Source organism: Vagococcus sp. CY53-2 (assembly GCF_022604695.1).
Taxonomy (GTDB): Bacteria; Bacillota; Bacilli; order Lactobacillales; family Vagococcaceae; genus Vagococcus.
Window position 1 is genome coordinate 634,465 of record NZ_JALAHP010000001.1, and the last position, 15,853, is coordinate 650,317.

At 32.7% G+C, this 15,853-nt stretch carries 18 protein-coding genes; 1 reads left to right on the top strand and 17 read right to left on the bottom strand.

Annotated features, from left to right (window positions below):
- Positions 1-4: 4 nt before the first annotated feature.
- The 9 genes from coaD to MN581_RS03095 all read right to left on the bottom strand — a co-directional run bounded on the left by coaD (position 5) and on the right by MN581_RS03095 (position 8,742).
- The gene (gene coaD / locus MN581_RS03055; RefSeq protein WP_241699171.1) at positions 5-493 is read right to left on the bottom strand and encodes a pantetheine-phosphate adenylyltransferase; all 489 of its coding nucleotides are present in this window, start codon (positions 491-493) and stop codon (positions 5-7) included.
- Complete coding sequence (gene rsmD / locus MN581_RS03060; protein ID WP_117973058.1) at positions 486-1,052, bottom strand: 16S rRNA (guanine(966)-N(2))-methyltransferase RsmD; 567 nt, start codon at positions 1,050-1,052, stop codon at positions 486-488. Before rsmD ends, coaD begins: the two co-directional genes overlap by 8 nt.
- 67 nt (positions 1,053-1,119) lie before the next feature.
- Positions 1,120-1,452 (bottom strand): YlbG family protein, encoded by a 333-nt coding sequence (locus MN581_RS03065; protein WP_117973059.1) that lies wholly within the window; start codon positions 1,450-1,452, stop codon positions 1,120-1,122.
- Entirely contained in the window at positions 1,439-1,870 is a 432-nt protein-coding gene (locus MN581_RS03070; protein ID WP_117973060.1) for a YlbF family regulator, read from the bottom strand. The genes MN581_RS03065 and MN581_RS03070 overlap by 14 nt, the downstream gene beginning before the upstream one ends.
- Positions 1,867-3,012, bottom strand: coding sequence for a CAP-associated domain-containing protein (locus MN581_RS03075; protein WP_241699172.1), 1,146 nt, complete (start codon positions 3,010-3,012; stop codon positions 1,867-1,869). The genes MN581_RS03070 and MN581_RS03075 overlap by 4 nt, the downstream gene beginning before the upstream one ends.
- A gap of 25 nt (positions 3,013-3,037) precedes the next feature.
- Positions 3,038-6,466 (bottom strand): pyruvate carboxylase, encoded by a 3,429-nt coding sequence (locus tag MN581_RS03080; protein ID WP_241699173.1) that lies wholly within the window; start codon positions 6,464-6,466, stop codon positions 3,038-3,040.
- Positions 6,467-6,489: 23 nt separating this feature from the next.
- Positions 6,490-7,689, bottom strand: a complete 1,200-nt coding sequence (locus MN581_RS03085; RefSeq protein WP_241699174.1) for an FtsW/RodA/SpoVE family cell cycle protein — start codon at positions 7,687-7,689, stop codon at positions 6,490-6,492.
- A gap of 23 nt (positions 7,690-7,712) precedes the next feature.
- Positions 7,713-8,000: a DUF1507 family protein gene (locus MN581_RS03090; RefSeq protein ID WP_125956165.1), complete on the bottom strand. Its 288-nt coding sequence runs from the start codon at positions 7,998-8,000 to the stop codon at positions 7,713-7,715.
- A gap of 130 nt (positions 8,001-8,130) precedes the next feature.
- Positions 8,131-8,742: a superoxide dismutase gene (locus MN581_RS03095; protein ID WP_241699175.1), complete on the bottom strand. Its 612-nt coding sequence runs from the start codon at positions 8,740-8,742 to the stop codon at positions 8,131-8,133.
- Between the two features lie 172 nt (positions 8,743-8,914).
- Between MN581_RS03095 and MN581_RS03100 the strand changes: the two genes are divergently transcribed.
- On the top strand, positions 8,915-9,712 hold the full coding sequence (locus MN581_RS03100; RefSeq protein ID WP_117973066.1) for a DUF1189 domain-containing protein: 798 nt from the start codon (positions 8,915-8,917) through the stop codon (positions 9,710-9,712).
- 98 nt (positions 9,713-9,810) lie between these two features.
- On the opposite strand, the gene MN581_RS03105 is transcribed toward MN581_RS03100, so the two are convergent.
- The 8 genes from MN581_RS03105 to mltG all read right to left on the bottom strand — a co-directional run bounded on the left by MN581_RS03105 (position 9,811) and on the right by mltG (position 15,701).
- Positions 9,811-10,035, bottom strand: coding sequence for a DUF6290 family protein (locus MN581_RS03105; RefSeq protein ID WP_117973067.1), 225 nt, complete (start codon positions 10,033-10,035; stop codon positions 9,811-9,813).
- A gap of 113 nt (positions 10,036-10,148) precedes the next feature.
- Positions 10,149-10,436: a HesB/YadR/YfhF family protein gene (locus MN581_RS03110; protein ID WP_117973068.1), complete on the bottom strand. Its 288-nt coding sequence runs from the start codon at positions 10,434-10,436 to the stop codon at positions 10,149-10,151.
- A gap of 78 nt (positions 10,437-10,514) precedes the next feature.
- Positions 10,515-11,177, bottom strand: a complete 663-nt coding sequence (locus MN581_RS03115) for a TrkA family potassium uptake protein (protein ID WP_117973069.1) — start codon at positions 11,175-11,177, stop codon at positions 10,515-10,517.
- A 25-nt stretch (positions 11,178-11,202) separates the two neighbouring features.
- Entirely contained in the window at positions 11,203-11,835 is a 633-nt protein-coding gene (locus tag MN581_RS03120; protein ID WP_117973070.1) for a response regulator transcription factor, read from the bottom strand.
- The gene (locus tag MN581_RS03125; RefSeq protein WP_117973071.1) at positions 11,828-12,904 is read right to left on the bottom strand and encodes a sensor histidine kinase; all 1,077 of its coding nucleotides are present in this window, start codon (positions 12,902-12,904) and stop codon (positions 11,828-11,830) included. Before MN581_RS03125 ends, MN581_RS03120 begins: the two co-directional genes overlap by 8 nt.
- Complete coding sequence (gene liaF, locus MN581_RS03130; protein WP_117973072.1) at positions 12,901-13,632, bottom strand: cell wall-active antibiotics response protein LiaF; 732 nt, start codon at positions 13,630-13,632, stop codon at positions 12,901-12,903. Before liaF ends, MN581_RS03125 begins: the two co-directional genes overlap by 4 nt.
- Positions 13,633-13,769: 137 nt before the next feature.
- Positions 13,770-14,243 (bottom strand): transcription elongation factor GreA, encoded by a 474-nt coding sequence (gene greA / locus MN581_RS03135; RefSeq protein ID WP_117973073.1) that lies wholly within the window; start codon positions 14,241-14,243, stop codon positions 13,770-13,772.
- Between the two features lie 171 nt (positions 14,244-14,414).
- The gene (gene mltG / locus MN581_RS03140) at positions 14,415-15,701 is read right to left on the bottom strand and encodes an endolytic transglycosylase MltG (RefSeq protein ID WP_233519177.1); all 1,287 of its coding nucleotides are present in this window, start codon (positions 15,699-15,701) and stop codon (positions 14,415-14,417) included.
- Between the last annotated feature and the right edge of the window lie 152 nt (positions 15,702-15,853).

Sequence of the window (15,853 nt, forward strand, 5' to 3'; positions counted from 1 at the left end):
CTTATTATTTAAATTTTAATTTGAGTGCGTCATTGACCTTTTCTGGAACAAAATCGGTGATATTTCCTTGAAATTTAGCAATTTCTTTCACCATACTAGAACTGATATGATTATATTCTTCATCAGAAATCAAAAAAATGGTTTCAATGTGAGAAGAAAGATGTTTATTTAAAACGGCAATACTTTTTTCATACTCATAATCGAGTTGATTACGAATACCACGAACTAAATAATCTGCCCCTAACTCCTCAGCAATTCGAATAGTTAAGTCATTATCACATAATCTAACTGAAACATTTTCTAACTCTTTTACTTCTTCAGCAATAAATTTTTGCCTTTCAATTGGAGTAAATAACGTTTTTTTGGTCGTATTAGTAAAGACTCCTACAACTAACTCATCAAATAATCTACTGGCTTTTTTAATAGTATTTAAATGCCCATTGGTTACTGGATCAAAACTCCCCGGAAAAAGAGCAATTCTTTTTTTAATCATCTTTTCCCTCCTTCAACTGATAAATTCTGACTTTTGTCACACCATATTGCTGTTCTCGTTGTAAGACTAATTGACCAATTATATCTGGTAATATAACATGTTTATCCATCTCACAAATGATTTTTGCCTGTTTTTTTAATAAATTTAATGATTGTAAATCCATCATATTTTTTTCTAACTCTTCTTTAGCATAAGGTGGGTCTAAAAATACATAGTCACACAGCACGCCTTGTTTAGATAAAAAATGAAGTGCTTTAGATGCATCTAATTTTTTTACAATAAAAGAATCTGGTTGTTTTGTCATTGCTACGTTCTCTTCTATAACTTTTACAGCGGGGAAAAAAATATCAAAACAATACGCTTTGTCCATACCGCGTGAAACACTTTCTACTGCTAGGTTACCACTGCCACTATATAAATCTAAACACACACCACCATCAAAATAAGGTCCAATCATGTTGAAAATTGATCCTTTTATTTTATCAGATGTGGGCCTAGTATTATCCCCTTTTAATGATTGTAATTTTCTTCCCTTAAATTCACCTGCAATCACTCGCATGATATTTCTTCCTCTCTATATAAAACTGGCGATAAAAAAAGTATTTGTCTTATGTCAGACAAATACTTTAATCATCAAATTCTGCTAAGCGAATTTCTGTTTTTTGCTCTTCAAAATCTAACGGTTCATCATGACAATCTTGATTTCCTAATCTATTAGTAAAATTCATATTAATATCTGGTCTAAAAGACTTGTCTACACTTCTAACAAAAAACTGTTTATTTAATTTTTCAATTGTTTCTTCAACAGACTCTTCATCTACATATAAAACCACATATTTCATTTTTTTTGATACATAATAAACATAGCCAAATCGTTTTAGATTTCTTAATTGTTTTAAACTATACACCCAAACGATTAAACCACGTCTTGGCATTAATTCCAATTCATTTGTTAACATGACATGTCCCTCCACATCCTTTTTTAGCAAATTCAAAAAAGGGATTTCCTGCATCAACTTTTATCGTATCAGATATGGTTTGAGCAATATCTAGACTAATATAGTCTAACACATTTTGAACAGTTGTTTCACTTATTTTAAACGTTGCAACTAATTCATTCGTATCTAGTGCCCGTTTGGATTTTCTTAGTGCACGTCTTGTTTCCTTAAAATCAGGGGCATACTTCCCATAAGGTTCTATTTTTTCAAACGCTTCTTTTTTAGTTAAAAAATCTGACACTAAATCAGATACCTCGCTACTTTTATCAATCGCTTGATAGGCATGGAGATAATCTATCACAGTTTGACTATTTAATACATCTTTAGCTAACTGATTAACTTTATCTTCTAAATCAAATAATTCATCATTATAAATCATTTTTTATCACTACTTTCAGTGGTTAGTGAAGTATTTACTGCCTTTTGATTAAATAAGACCAATACTTGATTTTTATTAAAGGCAATTCCTATATACTCATCCTTCGCATCATTAATTTCTTGTTGGTCAAATCGATTAACAAACCAGTTTGACACAATAAATGGCACATCACCCATACTTTGGACGAATAAACCATGTGTTCCTTTGTCAATAGGCTTTCCTAGTTTTAATAGACGTTCTAACTCTTCATCAACTAAAATAAAACTATCACTGGGATTACTTGAATCCACTTTTTCTTGCCATTGGTCTAATCTTTCTTCTTTTTTTATAACTAGTTTGGGATCTGCATTAAACTCTTCTAGAGCTTTTTTGCTTTCTAAAGCTAATTCAGCATCTAACTTATAAGGTTTACGATTGACCCTTTCACGCATAATATTTAAAATCGTAAACATTTGTTCTGTATTTGCTTGATTAAATTGATTCCACTGCTCATCTGTTAACTCAACTGGTTGAAGAAAGACTTCTTCGTTTAATTGATAGGGAATCATTTCCACCAAAGTGCTCTTACTAACATAGCGAACTCCTAATAGTTTTCCTGTATCATAATTAAAATGTAATAAAGCAAACGTCCCGTTATCAAAAGCTATGAGTGGTCGATAATTCATATCGTCTTCTGTGAGCTCTATTTCATATTTTTTATCACGATAGTCAAACTCGAAATTAGGATAAATTGTTGTGATTTCTGATATATCACCTAATGTCATATCCATACTAAAAGGAGAAACGTCAACTTTTGTCCCTAAAACAAACACACTTGATACTTTATCATCTGTCAACTCAACTTGATAATAATCGGTGTTCTTATCTCCATAAACCAACCATTTTTTATCAATACCCACAACCCATTCATTTTTAGGATTAGGCATTTTTTCTTTTAGTTGCTTTTCTGGTAACCCGATAATTGTTGCTAATCCCGTAGCATTTAGTTCATTTTGTTGATTAGATTTTGTTTGAGGTTTTACCTCATTAACAACCAATTCCTCTACTGAATTTGGAGATCTTTGTGACAAGACGACTGGTTTCATATAAAAAAATGCCAGCACTATTAAAAACACTAAAATAAATTCTCCTATACGTCGCATCTTGTCACCTCTCCTAAAAGTATTATTAAATCGTTAATTCAACTAATAAATCACCTGCTTGAATGGCTTCCTCATCTGACACCAGGACACGTTTTACAATCCCATTGCGTTTTGCATAAATAGTTGTTTCCATCTTCATAGCTTCAGTAATCATAATAGGATCACCTTTTTGCAAAGAATCTCCTGGTGTTACTAATACCTTTAAGACAGAACCTGGCATTGTTGCGGCAACGTGTGCACCATTTGTTGGCTCAGCCTTTTCTTTTGCCATAACAGTTGATTTGATATTACTATCTTTAATCACAATTTCACGGCGTTGACCATTTAAATTAAAGAATAAGACGCGATTTCCTTCAAGGTTAGGCTCACCGATTTCATCTAATGTGATAATCAATGTTTTTCCTTTTTCAATACGCACTTCAACTGTTTCTCCCACACGCATTCCTTGGAAGAAAGTTGGTGTATCAAGTAATTCCACATCACCATAAGTATTATACATTGTCATATAATCTAGAAATACTTGTGGGTACATGATATAGCTGATTACTTCTTTATCTGTCGGTTCACGGTCAATTTTAGTTGCTAATTCTGTTTTTACTTTATCAAAATCAACGGGTTCTGCTAAACTACCAGGACGAACTTCGATTGACGGACGACCATTTAAAATGGTTTCTTTTAACTTTTTAGGGAAACCGCCAGTTGGTTGACCCAAATCACCTTGGAAGAAACTAATCACTGACTCTGGGAAGTTTAACTCACTACCTCTTTCTTCCACATCTTCTTCAGTCAAATTATTTTGAACCATAAATAGTGCCATATCTCCCACTACTTTTGAAGATGGGGTTACTTTAACAATATCGCCAAATAAATAGTTCACACGTTCATACATTTTTTTGATGTCTTCCCAACGATCGCCAAGCCCAACTGCTTTGGCTTGTTGTTGTAAGTTAGAATATTGTCCACCTGGCATTTCATGTTGGTAAACTTCTGTTTGAGGCGCATTAATACCATTGCCAAATGGGGCATAGAAAGCTCGCACATCTTCCCAGTAGTGATTAATTTTTTGAACAGATTCAATATTAATATCTAAATCACGGTCACCATTTTCTAACGCATAATATAAACTACTCATACTTGGTTGACTTGTTGAACCACTCATAGCACTCATCGCCACATCAACAATATCAACGCCTGCTTTAGCGGCTGCAGAATAAGTAATGATTCCATTACCTGCTGTATCATGTGTATGTAAATGAATTGGCACATCAACGGTTGCTTTTAATTCAGAAATCAAATGATACGCCGCTTGCGGTTGTAATAAACCAGCCATGTCTTTAATCGCAATAATATGAGCTCCCATATTTTCTAAATCACGTGCCATTTGTTTGTAATAAGCCATATTGTATTTTGGACGACGAGGATCTAATACATCTCCAGTATAACAAATAGTCGCTTCAGCAATTTTATCGGCATCTCTTACATACTGAATACTTTTTTCCATCTGTGGCAACCAGTTTAGACTATCAAAGATACGGAATACATCAATGCCTTCTCTAGCTGCAACCGTAATAAATTCTTCAATCACATTGTCTGGATAATTTTGATAACCCACAGCATTTGATCCTCTAAATAACATTTGGAACAAAGTATTTGGCATTAACTTACGTAATTTCTTCAATCTCACCCAAGGGTCTTCATTTAAGAAGCGATACGCTACGTCAAACGTTGCCCCACCCCACATTTCAAGTGAAAATAATTCTGGTATAAGTTCACCTGTTTCTTTTGCAATTCGTTTTAAATCATTTGTTCTGACACGTGTTGCAAGTAAACTCTGATGAGCATCTCTAAAAGTGGTGTCTGTCACTAAAACAGACGACTGATTTTTTACCCAATCGACGACAGCATCAGGTCCTTTGGCATCTAAAATCATTTTTGGTGTTTCAATTCGTTTATCTGTTGTTGTAATAATTTCAGGAATTCTAGGAGAAGAATGGTATTTTTTCTCATGTTTTCCAATTCCAGGGAAACCATTGACTGTGACTTCTCCAATATATTTCATTGTTTTATTTCCACGGTCACGCATTTTAGGGAAATTAAATAATTCGTCTGTTGTATCAATAAACGTTGTCGTTGCTTCTCCGCTCGTAAAAACTTCGTGAGATAGTACATTATAAAGAAACGGAATATTGGTTTTAACACCACGAATTCTAAATTCTTTTAGTGCACGTAACATTTTTTGGACAGTTTGCTCAAATGTAATACCATGTGTACAGACTTTAACTAATAATGAATCAAAAAATGGCGTTACCATTGCTCCTGCAAAAGCATTCCCTACGTCTAAACGAATACCATAACCACCTGGGGAACGGTATGTATCAATTTTACCAATATCAGGTAAAAAGTTATTCAATGGGTCTTCTGTTGTAATTCGACATTGAATCGCATATCCGTGAATATGAATATCTTTTTGCTCTGGTAATCCAATTTCTTTATGTAAATCTTTTCCCATCGCAATTTGTAATTGACTAGTCACAATATCAACATCAGTAATTAATTCTGTTATCGTATGTTCTACTTGGACACGTGGGTTCACTTCAATAAAATAGAAGCTATCTTTATCAACTAAAAATTCTACTGTCCCAGCATTAATATAACCAACGTGTGACATTAATTTTACTGCTGATTGACAAATTTCTTCACGTTTTTCATCCGACATAGACACACAAGGTGCAACTTCAACTACTTTTTGATGACGTCGTTGAACAGAGCAGTCACGTTCAAAAAGATGGATAACATTGCCATGTTCATCCCCTAAAATCTGTACTTCAATATGTTTTGGATTCACAATGTATTTTTCAACATAAATTTCATCACTACCAAATGCAGCTTTAGCTTCACTTTTAGCCCGTTCATACCCATCGCGTGCCTCTTCATTATTATGAGCCACACGCATACCACGTCCACCTCCACCTAAAGCGGCTTTAATCATAATTGGGTATCCGAATTCTTCCCCAAATGCGACAACATCATCCACTCCGCTGACAGGGCCATCTGTTCCTGGAATAGAAGAAATCCCTGCTTCTTGAGCTGCTAATTTTGCTTTAATTTTATCTCCAAAAATATCTAAGTGATGTAAACTTGGTCCAATAAATTTGATTCCTTCTTCGTCACAACGTCTAGCAAAATGAATATTTTCAGATAGAAAGCCATATCCCGGATGGATGGCGTCTGCTCCACATTTTTTTGCGATACGAATGATATCTTCTGTATCTAAATAAGCATCAATTGGTTTTTTTCCTTTTCCAACTAAGTAAGCCTCATCTGCTTTAAAACGATGAATCGAACGATCATCTTCAGTTGCATATACTGCTACTGTTTGTAAATTTAACTCAGTACACGCTCGAAACACTCTGATAGCTATTTCCCCGCGGTTAGCTACTAATACTTTCTTCATATTTATATCCCCCACATTTTTTATTAATCATTTAACATTAATAGCAAACGAGTCTCTTCATACTCGTTGCTTTCATATTTTTTACGTTTTTCATCTGCACTAATATTTAATGCAAAGCCAACACCGATTGATAAAGTAACTAAACTCGATCCTCCTTGACTTAAAAAAGGAAACGTCACACCCGTTAATGGAATCAACCCAGTGACACCTCCTAAATTAACAAATACTTGTATTAGTATCATGCCAGCAACTCCTATACACATTAACGAATTAAAACTATCCGTTGAACGAATGCCAATGGCAAATATTCTTAAAATCAAAAAGAATAATAACACAAGTAAAATCAATGACAGAATTAACCCTAATTCTTCAACCACAATTGAAAACATAAAATCTGTCTGAGCATTCGTTAAAAAACCTTTTTTTTGAATACTCTTACCAAGACCTAAACCAAACCAACCACCATTATTCAGAGCAAAATATGAATTAATCATCTGATGTCCATCGCCTAATGGGTCTTCAAATGGATTAGTAAATGTTTTAAATCGTTTATATACGTACATCATACGTTTTGGAAATAATGCCCCTCCAAATAACGCTATAAATTGAATTAAAAAAGTAGATACAACTACCCCTCCACCAATCGCTACTAGACTATATAAATACGGTATCCCGCTAGCTAAAACCATAATTAATGTAATCAAAATTAAAATAGCTGCTCCTCCAGTATCTGGTTGAATTAATACTAGAAAAATTAATAAACCAATTAACATCATAGGTTTTAGTAAGGCATCTTTAAAATGAGATAAAATTGTATCTTGTCTACGCGACAAAATATAAGCTAAATACCATATGACAATAATTTTTAAAAATTCAACAGGTTGTAATGTGATAGCGCCAATCTTCAACCAGCCATCAGCGCCTCCTCCTTTAACACCTAAACTAGTGAATTTCGTCAAAATAAGTAAAGCTCCTATTGTGATAATGGCAGTCATAATAAACTGTTTATTCTGAAATACTTGTGTTTTCATTTTATAAATAAAGAAAATAGCAATTAATCCCACTATAAAAAATCCACCTTGTTTAATTGCTTCTAAAGCTAAACCTTGTGAATTAACAGAGCTTGCACTATATACCATTAATATTCCAACAACTGATAATATCAAATAAGGAACTAAAATGAGATAGTCTAGAAAAAATTTTTTATTTATTTTTTTATGCACCGATTAAACAACCCCCAAATCCTTTAACTCTCTGACTCTTTTACTTCTTGATATACCGTGTTATAGACTCTATTTAACTCTTTTTCTAATTCGATAACCATATCAAGCCCTTCTTGTCTGTCAATTAAACCAATGGATTGAGCGAATTCTACCTGTTTTGAAAAACCAAACATTTGTGTATCAACGACTTCTTCAAAGGCTTTACACTGGGCAATACATTGATGATTTCTTTGATTCGTTAGCAAGTGTTTAATTTTATCAGCTTCATGTTTTAATGCACTTAATACCGATTCTTTAGATAGTTCTAACATACGGACTTGCCCTCCCTTTTATTTTCGTTCATTATACCATATTCTTTTCCTTCATATGTTTAACTTTTACAGGATACATGCAAATTTTCACAAAAAAAAAGGGAAAGCGTTTTGCTCCCCCCTAAACTAATTATTTTTGAACTGCTTTATAACGGTTGTTTACTTCATCCCAGTTAATCACATTGAAAAATGCTTTCACATAGTCAGGTCTAACATTGCTATATTTTTTATAGTAAGCATGTTCCCAAACATCTATCCCTAATAAAGGAGTCTTTCCTTCAGTTAATGGAGAATCTTGGTTTGGAGTTGACATAATTTCTAATTTCCCATTGTTATCAACTAACCAAGCCCAACCTGAACCAAAACGACCAGTGGCAGCTGCTAAAAATTGATCTTTAAAGTTATCATAGCTACCAAATGCACTTTCGATTGCACCTTTAATTGCTCCAGTAGGTTCTCCACCACCATTAGGTCCCATAATTTCCCAGAAGAATGCATGATTTGCGTGTCCGCCACCATTGTTTCTAACAGCCATACGGATATCTTCAGGGACATCGTTTAAATTAGTAATTAATTCTTCAATTGATTGCTCACCCAATTCTGGATGTTTTTCAATTGCTGCATTTAAATTAGTCACATATGTATTGTGATGTTTGTCATGATGTAATGTCATTGTTAATTCATCAATATGTGGTTCTAACGCATCATATGCATATGGTAAGTCTGGTAAAGTATAAGTCATAATAATAAAGCCCCCTAAATTTTTTGATAATTATGAACAATTTCAATATACCATTGAAACAATAGAAAAAGCAAAAAATAAAACCGAAAACTCATAATTTTTGCTTTCTTGTATTCAGTAGATAAAAGCGTTACAATGAATAGTAATTAATTTATATTGCAAAGGAGTAATTATGCGAACATTTGACTTAATTAAGGCTAGTTTTAAACAACCTACTTTGTTATTAGAAGGTCGAAATAAAAAAGGATTTCACGTTTTTTTATATCTATTATTACTAGCTATTGTACTGTCACTTCCTGTTATTTACCAGGCAAGCTTAATCACAAAGACTATTCAAGATGATGGAGAAAAAATCATTCAAAAACTACCTGATTTTTCTATTGAAGATAACACATTAGTGACAAAAGAAAAAACAGATGGCTTTATCTACCAAACAGACTCTATTATTTTCACATTTGATCCCACAGATAAGCGAACAAAAAAAGAAATTGAATCAGATGCAACCGGAAACGTACTCGTTGTTGGATTATTAAAAAAAGAAGTTATCATGATTTTACCTAGAGTCAGTACAACAACAGATATTATGGATAATAACGTTCTTAGTATTCCATATTCAATGTATCAAGCAAATGGATTAAACAAACAAATACTAGAGCAACTTTTTACTAGTAATAGTAGTCAATCAATGTGGTTTAGTGTTATTTTCCTAGTAACTTGGTTTATGGTGTTTTTTAATCTGTTTGTCGATATCGTAATTCTTTCCTTTTTTGCCAATTTATTTACTAAATTTAGGCTGATTGGATTTAGATATAAGGATGTTTTCAAAATCATTGTATATGCTGCCACCTTACCGAGTGTTTTAACAGCTGTTCTTCAATTCATTTGGCCAAGTGTTTCATTTGGTTCCGTTGGTGTGGCACTAACTTTACTAATCTATTTCAATGCTTTACCAAAACGAATAAAAAAATAGAAAGATGATTGTCTAATCTTTCTATTTATGACATTTAGCCATCAGAAGATTGATGGCTTTTTCTTTTATTTTTATAATAGATGACACGCTTTGTTCTATCAATCAAAACCTAATTCTTTTTTTACTTCATCAAATGTATAGCTAACAGAATGGTTACGATATTCTTCCATTGCTTTATTGTACATTTGACAGTCTAATTCATCTTCTATCTTCTCTAAAACTGATTCTTTAAATAAATCTTCTATATTAATGTCATGACGTATTGAAAATGAACGAATAAGCTGAGCTTCTTCTTTTGATACGTTAATAAAAAAACCAGGCATCTTTTACTCTCCTTTTGATTAACAAAGTGATATAACACATTATGTCTATAATAAAAAAGAGAGAAATAAACTTTCACTCTCTTTTAGAACAATATTGTTCCTAAATGTTTTATCTAGGCATATGTAAAGTTAGGCTCATTTAGTGTATTATCCATACCCACAGTCAGTGTATAATCAGTGAAAAACCAATCATCTGCTTGTTCTACAAAATAAGTGATACCATCAATTACCGTCGTTATTAATGGATTTTCTGGCTCAACTAATTGAATACCAGTTGAAAATCCAACATGAACATTGGTGCTACCACCATATTTACCAAAAAGGCGGACAAAATCCCCGGATTCGATTCCTAGTTCTTCTACAAACCATTTGTGTGCATCATCAGTTACTATAAGTTTCATTTTATCTTCCCCTAACTATTCGGATGTCGCACTTATTGTAACATAAACATTGAGAACCTTTTAACTTCATGCTTATCTCTATTTCATTTTTGCGTCTAGATAGTCGACATCATCATTATGCCCAACGACAAGTAAAACATCTCCTTCTAAAATAACTTGTTCAGCAGGAGGTGAAACAATCAAATCATTTTTTCCCCGACGAATTGCTACAATAGTGACATTGTAATGCTTTCTGAAATTAATTTTTTCGATTGTTTTATTAAAGAATTGTTTATAATTAACACGAATTTCAGCTAAAGAATAGTCATCGGATAACTCGATGAAATCAATCATATTATTTGACGTTAATTTATGCCCCAATCGGAAACCCATATCTCGTTCGGGATGAACAACTAAGTCTGCCCCAACTTTTTCTAATACTCGTCCATGATACTCATTTTGAGCTTTAGCAGTAATATGTGGGACACCCATTTCTTTTGCCATCAATGTCACTAAGATACTTGCTTGAATATCTTCCCCAATTGTCACAATCACATGGTCAAAATTTCTCAAACCTAATGAACGTAACGTTGCTTCATCTTGAGCATTAGCCAAAACGGTATGAGTGGCAATATTCATGTATTCGTTAACACGATCTTCGCAATTATCAATTGCTAATACTTCTTGGTTTGATTCTACTAATTCTCTACACACACTACCACCAAAACGCCCTAATCCGATAACTGCAAATGTTTTTCTCATGTGTTTTGTCTCCTTAATGACTTAATTATTTTACAATGCCATGTTTAAACGCATAAATAGCTGCCTGTGTTCTATCATCTACATCTAGTTTTGATAAGATATTCGATACATGTGTTTTCACTGTCTTTAATGTGATAAATAACTCATCTGCTATTTCTTGGTTACTTTTCCCTTCAGAGATTAATAGTAATATTTCTTTCTCCCTATTAGTTAAATCCTCATGTAAAACATGAGCTTTTGGTTTAGATAACCGCTCCATCATTTTACTAGTTACTTCAGGTTCTAGTACTTTTTCACCGTTATGCGCTGATCTAATGGCATTGGCTATATCTTTAGCTGAAGATGTTTTTAATAAATAACCAGCAGCACCTGCTTCAATCGCTGGATAAACCTTCTCATCATCAATGAAGCTCGTCACAATAATCACTTTTGCTTCTGGCCACTCTGATAAAATTTTTTTTGTAGCTTCAATCCCATCCATTACTTCCATCACTAAATCCATTAAAATTACATCTGGCCTTTTTTCTAATGCTTTTTCATAACCTATCAAACCATTCTCAGCTTCTCCTACCACCTCAATATCTGATTGAATGGATAAATAAGATGACACACCTAAACGAACCATCTCATGATCATCTACTAACAGAACTCTAATCATCACGTTCCTCCTTTAGAATCGGGACTTTAATTTCAATACTTGTTCCTTGTCCTTTAAAACTAACTATCCGACACATCCCTCCCATTCCTTGAACGCGCTCACGAATATTTCGTAAACCATAGCTGCCTACTTTTTCTTTTTTCACATCAAATCCAACGCCATCATCTACCAACCGCAATAAAACCGTTTGATCAATTTTTTTCAAGTAAACCTCTAATAAATTAGCTTTAGCATGACGCAAGGTGTTGGATAAAAGCTCTTGTGTGATTCTAAATAAATTATCTTCTATTGAACTAGGTAAGAATACATTTTCTATTTGCCACTTTAGCTCTATATTAATCTTTGTTTGTAATTCTTTCAATAACATTTCGATTCCTTGTTGCAATGTTTTCTCTTCTAAATTAATTGGCCTTAAATGTAATAATAGCGCGCGCATTTCTGATTGAGATGTATTAATAATTGAAGCAACAACTTGTAATTGAGATTCAACAATGTCTGGAATATCCATTTCTTCAACCACTTCATTTAAAGTTGACAACATCATCGTTGCTGCAAATAACTGTTGACTAACAGAATCATGCAATTCTCTTGCAATTCGTTGTCTTTCAGATTTAATAATATCTTCTTTCGACTCACCATTTACCTGTTTAGGAATGGCACTCATCTCTTGTAGTTCTTTTGACATAGATAACATTTTTGAACGGATATTTTGAACATCTTGCTCCAATTCATCAATCAAACTATCTTCTTGATATTGTTTCCCCTTATTTGAAAAAATACTATGATCATAATTACCAACACTTAAAAAGTGTAATTGTTCCTCAATTTTACCATATGTATGTCGATTAAATAAATATAAAATTGAGAATACAATCCCGCTAACTGCAATGGCTATCAATACAATATATACAATAATAGGCACTTTAAATAGACGAGTCGTGATTAATTCAAGCATCCATTTACGTTGATTATTCGCATAAAAATATGTGTAAAGCGTCACTATTAATACAATGAACGTTAATAAAAACGAATAAAAAAAGATAAGAGGACGACTCTTTTTAGACATCATACACGAATCACCTCTAAATCTCCAAATAGTGTATTGGTAATTATCTTTAAACGTCGTGTAGACTCATCATAGTCTTCACTATATAACTTGAGGGATTCATTATTTAAATGATAGACTTCTTGATCAAAATGAACTGCCCCACGCATACTTGAATGTTCTAACATCACACCTATCCCAGTTGGAACTAAAATACGAGTACGACCAAAACCTTTTCTGATAATAACTACATTGTCTTCTTTAGGTAATAATGTATTTCCCAAATCAATAATCGTATCCCCAATAACGACTGAAAAATTAATATCATCCCACTCATAAGCATCATTTCCAAGACGTTGACTACCAATCCAAGGTCGTTTAAATCGTTTACCTGATCTAACATTATGACTAGTTGTTTGAATCATTTTAATTTGCTTTTTCTTCCAAGGAGCAAAATTAAATAATCTAACTTCTGATATCTCTCCCATTATAAGACCAAAATAAATAATAGCCAATGCTAGAGCTAACCAAATAGCTGGACTACTAAGTAAGGACAACACGATAATAATAATAGAAGCTATCAGTTGAAATTGATTAAAAGAGGTTTTTCTATTTTTCTTTACTACATAAAATAAATTAATTAACGCAAATGTTAAAAAAATAATAGCTGGAACGTTTCCAAGCATCTGATAAAAAGCCCATAATAATAATAATGACTCAATCACAATAAATACTCTCCATGAGCTACGCACAATAAATCGGCTCCTTTTATTTTTCTTTTCATTTATTATAACGTTTCTTAAATAGATCACACAACTTCAAAAGATTGAATCTTCCATCAGACTTAAGTCTTAAATTCAAAAGAAAAAGTTATGCTATAGCATAACTTTTAAGAAATTTTTTGTATTTTAACATCCATGCTTCCACCTGGTGTTTCAATTTTAACAATATCATTTAACTTATGCCCTAATAACGCTTTAGCAATTGGAGAGTCATTTGAAATTTTCCCTTCAAATGGATCTGCTTCTGCACTACCAACAATTGTGTATTCTTCTTCTTCACCATCAGGTAATTCAACAAACGTTATAGTTCTACCCAAAGATACCGTATCTTTATCAGCACTGTTGCTATCAATAATTTGTGCAAAGCGAATCATGTTTTCCAACGTTGTAATACGACCTTCTACAAAGGCTTGTTCATCTTTAGCTGATTCATATTCAGAGTTTTCAGATAAATCACCAAAACTTCTTGCAATCTTGATGCGTTCAACAATCTCTTTACGTTTGACTGTTTTTAGCATTTCTAATTCTTCTTCTAATTTTAATTTACCTTCTAAAGTCACAGGATAGACTTTTTCCATAATACTCTCACTTCTCCTTAACTAATTTATATTAGCTTATTTTCTAATAAAGGAATAGCTTTCCTGATAAATTCGTATCAGAAAAGCTTACCCTATTTAATATACAAAACACAATACCACGTTGTTTGAAAAATGTAAACTCTTTATTTTATGAAACGTTTAATATCATAAAAATTAATTATTTTTGTCATCAATATACTCTTTTTTATTCGCTAAATGTTCATCATATGTTTTAGCGTAGTACACTTTACCCGTTGATACATCAGCTAAAAAATATAGAGCATCCGTTGCTTCTGGATTTAGAACAGATTCAATAGCTTGTTGACTAGGGTTATTAAATGGCCCTGGTCCAGTCCCTTTATTAGTATACAAGTTATATGGTGAATCAACTTGTGTATCTTTTTCAGATAGATGAACTTTATGCTCATCCATCGCATAAAGAATCGATATATCAGATTGAATCGGCATATCGATTGCCAATCGATTTAAAAAGACTTGAGCAATTTTACGTCGGTCATCAGGCGTTACACCTTCTTTTTCAACTAAAGAAGCAAGTGTTAATACTTCTTGTACTGTCATTTTTTTCTCTTTAATTTGGTCATAATATGGAGCTAATACTTGATTCGTTTTATCAACCATTTGCGTTATCATATCTTTAATTGGGACATCTTTATAGTAGTAATAGGTAGCAGGATATAGATACCCTTCCAAACGATACCTGACATCTTTAGCTTCTTTTGCACTAGTTAGGAGATCAGGGTATTTTTTGACTAATTCATTAAAGAAATCCTCATCTTTCATGACATTTAGGAAATCATCTTTAGGCAATTTCGTTTCTTTACTAAATAATTCAGCAATTTGATCAACAGAATATCCTTCAGGAACTGTGATTTTAGCATCTGCTAACGATACTGGCTCATCCGTTCCACCTTCTTCTAGACTATTGGTAATTGCTTCTAATGTCATACTTGGAGACATTTGATAATAACCTGCTTGGAAGTTTGCTTTATTATTCATCTTGACATAATATGAGAAAACCAAACCACTTTTAATGATTTTATTTTTTTCTAATATTTGACCAATTTGCTTGCTACTACTCCCTTGAGGAATCTCCACTTGGACTAATTTTTGATTACTACTATCTAACGGCTTTAGGCTAGATGTAAAATATTGATACGCATAAAATCCAGCAATAGATAATGTCAAAATAAGAACGGCTACAATAATTAGTACAATTTTTTTTACCATGTTATTTTCTTTTTTACGTCCCTTATAGCTTTGTTCTTGCCTTCTACTAGAACTTCTTTCTCTACTACGTTTATAGGTATCATTTGTTGTATGATTGGTTGGTTCTTCTTTTTCTGCATCCTCTGACTGCATTGAGTCAAGAACATAATCCTTCAACTCTTTTCCCGTCTTATGTTCATCTTCACGATTAAAGTCATCATTTTTATCAGTCAAAAAAGGGGCCTCCTTTTATTTAAATTTGCTTCTATCATTATACATGATTATAATAAAAATCCAAATACCTTATTATATTTAAACATGAATCTTTAACTTTTTAAATGCAACTTTCTTTTTTATAACAAATAAGATACAATAAAATAAATGGT

What these genes read in the sequence shown, in the direction of transcription:
- MN581_RS03105 (WP_117973067.1), bottom strand. Translation starts at nt 10,035, where the DNA reads ATGCCTGGTTTTTTTATTAACGTATCAAAAGAAGAAGCTCAGCTTATT.
- MN581_RS03065 (WP_117973059.1), bottom strand. Translation starts at nt 1,452, where the DNA reads ATGTTAACAAATGAATTGGAATTAATGCCAAGACGTGGTTTAATCGTT.
- rsmD (WP_117973058.1), bottom strand. Translation starts at nt 1,052, where the DNA reads ATGCGAGTGATTGCAGGTGAATTTAAGGGAAGAAAATTACAATCATTA.
- MN581_RS03125 (WP_117973071.1), bottom strand. Translation starts at nt 12,904, where the DNA reads ATGATGTCTAAAAAGAGTCGTCCTCTTATCTTTTTTTATTCGTTTTTA.
- MN581_RS03080 (WP_241699173.1), bottom strand. Translation starts at nt 6,466, where the DNA reads ATGAAGAAAGTATTAGTAGCTAACCGCGGGGAAATAGCTATCAGAGTG.
- MN581_RS03075 (WP_241699172.1), bottom strand. Translation starts at nt 3,012, where the DNA reads ATGCGACGTATAGGAGAATTTATTTTAGTGTTTTTAATAGTGCTGGCA.
- MN581_RS03095 (WP_241699175.1), bottom strand. Translation starts at nt 8,742, where the DNA reads ATGACTTATACTTTACCAGACTTACCATATGCATATGATGCGTTAGAA.
- MN581_RS03070 (WP_117973060.1), bottom strand. Translation starts at nt 1,870, where the DNA reads ATGATTTATAATGATGAATTATTTGATTTAGAAGATAAAGTTAATCAG.
- MN581_RS03115 (WP_117973069.1), bottom strand. Translation starts at nt 11,177, where the DNA reads ATGAGAAAAACATTTGCAGTTATCGGATTAGGGCGTTTTGGTGGTAGT.
- coaD (WP_241699171.1), bottom strand. Translation starts at nt 493, where the DNA reads ATGATTAAAAAAAGAATTGCTCTTTTTCCGGGGAGTTTTGATCCAGTA.
- MN581_RS03100 (WP_117973066.1), top strand. Translation starts at nt 8,915, where the DNA reads ATGCGAACATTTGACTTAATTAAGGCTAGTTTTAAACAACCTACTTTG.
- MN581_RS03090 (WP_125956165.1), bottom strand. Translation starts at nt 8,000, where the DNA reads ATGTTAGAACTATCTAAAGAATCGGTATTAAGTGCATTAAAACATGAA.
- MN581_RS03110 (WP_117973068.1), bottom strand. Translation starts at nt 10,436, where the DNA reads ATGAAACTTATAGTAACTGATGATGCACACAAATGGTTTGTAGAAGAA.
- MN581_RS03120 (WP_117973070.1), bottom strand. Translation starts at nt 11,835, where the DNA reads ATGATTAGAGTTCTGTTAGTAGATGATCATGAGATGGTTCGTTTAGGT.